Source organism: Viridibacillus soli, from assembly GCF_016612995.1.
Lineage (GTDB): Bacteria > Bacillota > Bacilli > Bacillales_A > Planococcaceae > Viridibacillus > Viridibacillus soli.
Genome location: NZ_JAEOAH010000074.1, coordinates 1 through 4786, shown reverse-complemented (window position 1 = coordinate 4786; position 4786 = coordinate 1). Strand labels below are relative to the sequence as shown.

Genomic DNA, 4786 nt, shown 5'->3' with positions numbered 1-4786 from the left:
CTAACGGATGTTCAAATGGCATATTTAATGGGGCGAGAAAATCACTTTGAAATGGGTGGAGTTTCAACGCATGTTTATTTGGAATTGGAATCGGGCTTAGATATGCAGAGGTTCAATGAAGCGTTGCAGAAAGTAATTAACCGTCATCCAATGTTAAGAGCAATAGTGCTACCTAATGGTGAACAAAAAATCTTAAAAAATGTACCAGATTATAAGACTTCAGTAATAGATCTTAAGCATTTAGATTTTAAGGAGCAGCAGCAACATGTTTTAAAAGAACGAGAGCGTATGTCTCATTATGTCTTTCCAACAGATCAATGGCCGTTATTTGAATATAAGGCAATTCAGTTAGCTGAAGATAAACATTATCTGTTTATTGGATATGATATGTTGATTACAGATGGAGCAAGTTTCCAATTTATCCATAAAGAATTAATGGATTTCTATCATGATCCATATTTAGCATTACCGGAAATTGAAGTCACATTCCGTGATTATATGTTAGCATATAAGGATTTCAAAGATTCACAGACATATATCGAAGATAAACAATATTGGATGAATAAACTTGAAAATTTCCCGAGTGCACCAGTTTTACCATATAAGGTTAATCCTGAGCGAATTGATAACCCGCACTTTAAACGTAAGACGAAACATTTTGAACCAAAAATGTATGAGCAGTTAAAGCGAAAAGCTAGAGATTACAACATTACTCCATCAACAGTACTTTGTACGGCTTTTGCGCAAGTCTTATCTTATTGGAGTAACCAATCGCGTTTAGCCTTAAATTGTACAATTTTTAATCGTTTCCCATTCCATGAAGACGTTCTAAGTTTAATAGGAGATTTTACATCTGTTATGTTACTGGATATAGAACTTACTCCTCAAACAATGTTTTGGGAAAATGCAAAACAAGTACAGAATGTGATGATGGAAGCACTTGAAAGAAGGCATTACGATGGAATTGAATTTATTCGTGAGATTGCTCGCTATAACAATTTAGATGGAAATAAAGCAGTCATGCCAATTGTATTTACAAGTATGTTAATGGATTCAGTAAAAGAGGAGCAGGAAGAGAAATACGAAATGGGAGAAGTAAAAACCGCTCTTTCTCAGACATCTCAAGTATTTATCGATTATCAAGTATTAGAGGTTAATGGTGGTTTAACAATTACTTGGGATTATGTTGAGGAGTTATTCGATTCAACAGTAATTGAATCGATGTTTGAAGAATATTTTGTATTGCTTGATAAAGTACTAGAAGGTGAAACTTATTATACACTGAGCGGTCGAAACAAGGATAAGAAACTTATTGAAGCTTATAATGATACAGATGAAGGTATTCCTTTCACAACATTACATGCATTATTTGAAGAACAAGTAAAATGTGTGCCAGAGGCAGTTGCGGTAATGTTTAAGGAAGAAAGCATGACGTATCGAGAATTACATGAGCGTTCTAATCAAATTGCTTGTTATCTAAACGAAAAAGGTATAGGACGAAATGATTTTGTAGGAGTATTGGCTAGCCGACAAATTGAGACTATTGTCAATGTAATGGGCATTTTAAAAGCGGGTGCAGCATATGTACCAGTTGATCCAGAGTATCCAGAAGAAAGAAGAAGTTATATTTTAGAAAATAGTAACTGTAAGTTAATCATTGAACCTGATTTATATGAGCGTCAAGGTATTGAGAATTACTCATCTAATGATTTTGAAAGTCAGTATCATCCTGACGATGTGGCCTATGTTATTTATACATCTGGTAGTACGGGAAGACCGAAAGGCGTTGTAATTACTCATGGTGCGGCAGCGAACACAATACAAGATATTAATCGTAAATTTGAAGTAAATGAGAGTGATCGAATCATTGGTCTATCTTCTATGTGCTTTGATTTATCCGTATATGATATCTTTGGATCGCTTGGGTCAGGCGCAGCTCTAGTAATGATAAAAGATCAGCGTGATATTATGGACGTTCGTAAGACTATTGAAGAGAAAGATATTACTATTTGGAATTCAGTTCCAGCTATAATGGATCTTTTAATAGAAAACATCCTTGGTGAAGAAGATGATAATGAAGAACCGATGTTTTATTGGTCCAATGCACATATGCAAGGTCAAACTGTACGGAAAGTCACCAACAGCTCATTACGTGTTGTCTTGTTAAGTGGTGATTGGATTCCTGTTAAATTGCCAAATAAGCTTAACAAACACTTTGTTAATGCAGAAGTTATCAGCTTAGGGGGAGCAACAGAAGCATCTATTTGGTCTATCTATTATCCAATTAATGATATAGAAGAAGAAAATAAATCTATCCCATATGGTATGCCATTGGCTAACCAGAAATTTTATGTCTTGAACTATGAATTAGAGCATTGTCCTGTAGGAGTACAAGGGGAATTATATATCGGAGGCATCGGTCTTGCAGAAGAATATTTAAATGATAAAGAGAAGACAGAAGCAGCGTTCGTGATTCATCCTGATTTAGGTAGACTCTATTGTACTGGGGACTATGGTGTATTACATCAAGATGGGCATATTGAATTTTTAGGAAGAAAAGATCAACAAGTGAAAATTCGTGGCTATCGTGTGGAAATTGGAGAAATTGAGAATCAATTACTTAATATGCATGATGTAAAAGAAGTAGTCATTCTTGATGAGCTAGATAATAAGGGGAAGAAATTCCTTTGTGCATATATCGTGTCGGAAACAGAGATAAATGTAATAAATATCAAAGAAAAGTTGGCCATGGTATTACCAGATTATATGGTTCCTTTACATTTCATTCAGATTAAAGAAATGCCTTTAACATCTAATGGGAAAATCAATCGGAAAGATTTACCAAGTCCTGATATGGATGTAGTTACGTCAACACCATTTGTCGCACCAGAAACTGAATTAGAAAATCTATTAGATGGAATTTGGCGAGGTATTCTCGGAGTAGAAAAAATTGGTGTGAATGATAACTTATTTGAATATGGAGTAGATTCTACTAGCATTATTAAGTTTGTTTCAAGGTTATCTACGGATTATAACATCCAGATTCCAATTCATCAGGTTTTTAAAACACCTAATGTTCGAGAAATAGCGAAAGCCATTAGTAATTTAATGATAAATCCTGTGGATGTTTCAAGTGAGCGAATGTTGTTAAATGCCAACAATCTTCAGGAGAAAAATATTTTCTGTTTCCCACCAGTAGTAGCGTTAGGGGTTGTTTATCAGCGCTTATCAGAAATATTGGATCGATATGCGTTTTATAGTTTTAATTTTATTGAGTCGGAAGATAGAATTGAAAAATACATTGAACTAATTAAGGAAATTCAACCTGAAGGACCATATACATTCCTTGGAATTTCAGCAGGTGGTAATTTGGCATTTGAGATTACAAAGGTGATGGAACAAAGAGGAGATAAAATAGAAGATATCATTTTAATGGATTCATTTTATATCCAAGATATAAACCCAAACCGTCTTACTGATGAAGAAAATCGAAAATATGCATCGGAAACAGTAGAGCTGATGTTAAAGCAATATCCTCAACTGCAAAGCGAAGGTGAGTTTTTCCGTAATCATGTGGGAGAAAAAATTCGCGGTTACTACACATATTTAGATAGATTAATTAATTCGGGTCAAGTGAAAGCTAATTTACATGTTATTAAATCACCTTCTAGCGAAAGTAAGCATGTACGTGGAGATATTAACTTATGGCAATATTCTACTACAGGTAAATATACAATATGTAACGGTTATGGTGATCATGAAAAAATGCTTGATGGAAAGTATGTAGAGCAAAATGCGATTCTTATTGAAAAAAGTTTAAGTTAAGAGTTACGTTTATTTAATTGATTACAGCGCGAGTATAAACTAGCGCTGTAATTAAATTAACATATAAATTCTATAAAGCAATTGCTTATTAAAATAATAAATTTAACTTGGTAAGGTTAATACGTTTAAAGAAAAAATATTAATAGGAGAATGAGATATGGGTTCAAAAATTAAGCTTTTTTGTTTCCCTCATGCAGGGGGACTTTCATCAATCTATTACAATTGGAAAGAACATTTAAATAACGATATAGAGATTGTACCTATTGAGTTAGCTGGCAGAGGTAAACGTTTAAATGTACCAGCATATAAAAGTATGCAAGAAGCAGTATTAGATATTTATAATCTGATGAAACCTCATTTAGATGGTTCCCCTTTTGCAATGTTTGGTCACAGTTTGGGAACTTTGTTAGTATACGAAATGATTCAGAAAATACAGGAAATAAAAGGAATGAATCCAATACATGCATTTTTCTCAGGACGATTACCTGTTCATATTATAGACCAGCAAAAACGTCATACCCTACCAGCTAGTGAACTAAAGAAGTATATAGTAGATCTAGGAGGAATTCCACCAGAACTAAAAGATTGTGATGAAATATTAGATATGTTCCTTCCAATTATAAGGTCCGACTTTAAATTGGTTGAAACTTATGAATTTAAAGGAAATACAAAACCCTTCGCGTTTAATATTTCCATTTTACATGGTTATGATGATAAGTTAGTAGATAGTCAAAGGTTGATGGAGTGGACTAGTTATACTAGTGAACAATGTAAATTTTATGGTTATCAGGGTGGTCACTTTTTTATTAATGATTTTACAGAAGACGTTGTTAAAGTAATAAATAAAACATTAAGTACACTAATTTTAAGTACTAACTGAACGAAATCTACTACCTATAATTAAATTCAATCTATATTTGAACCCAAACTATTCATAGAGAAGATTCTTATCCAAAAATAA

The 4786-nt window shown here is 33.3% G+C and carries 2 protein-coding genes and 2 pseudogenes; all 4 read left to right on the top strand.

The window, feature by feature from the left end; all coding sequences use genetic code 11:
* Positions 1–15 precede the first annotated feature (15 nt).
* Positions 16–1228, top strand: a pseudogene (locus tag JFL43_RS23690) (condensation domain-containing protein); the annotation flags it as partial.
* A gap of 71 nt (positions 1229–1299) precedes the next feature.
* Positions 1300–2589, top strand: a pseudogene (locus JFL43_RS23685) (amino acid adenylation domain-containing protein); the annotation flags it as partial.
* Positions 2569–3825: a thioesterase domain-containing protein gene (locus JFL43_RS23680; RefSeq protein ID WP_456119777.1), complete on the top strand. Its 1257-nt coding sequence runs from the start codon at positions 2569–2571 to the stop codon at positions 3823–3825. The pseudogene JFL43_RS23685 and the gene JFL43_RS23680, both read left to right, overlap by 21 nt.
* 157 nt (positions 3826–3982) lie before the next feature.
* Positions 3983–4705, top strand: a complete 723-nt coding sequence (locus JFL43_RS21980) for a thioesterase II family protein (protein WP_200750699.1) — start codon at positions 3983–3985, stop codon at positions 4703–4705.
* The last annotated feature ends 81 nt before the right edge of the window (positions 4706–4786 follow it).

Excerpts from the sequence above, each read along its gene's own strand:
- JFL43_RS21980 (WP_200750699.1), top strand. The coding sequence starts at position 3,983 with ATGGGTTCAAAAATTAAGCTTTTTTGTTTCCCTCATGCAGGGGGACTT.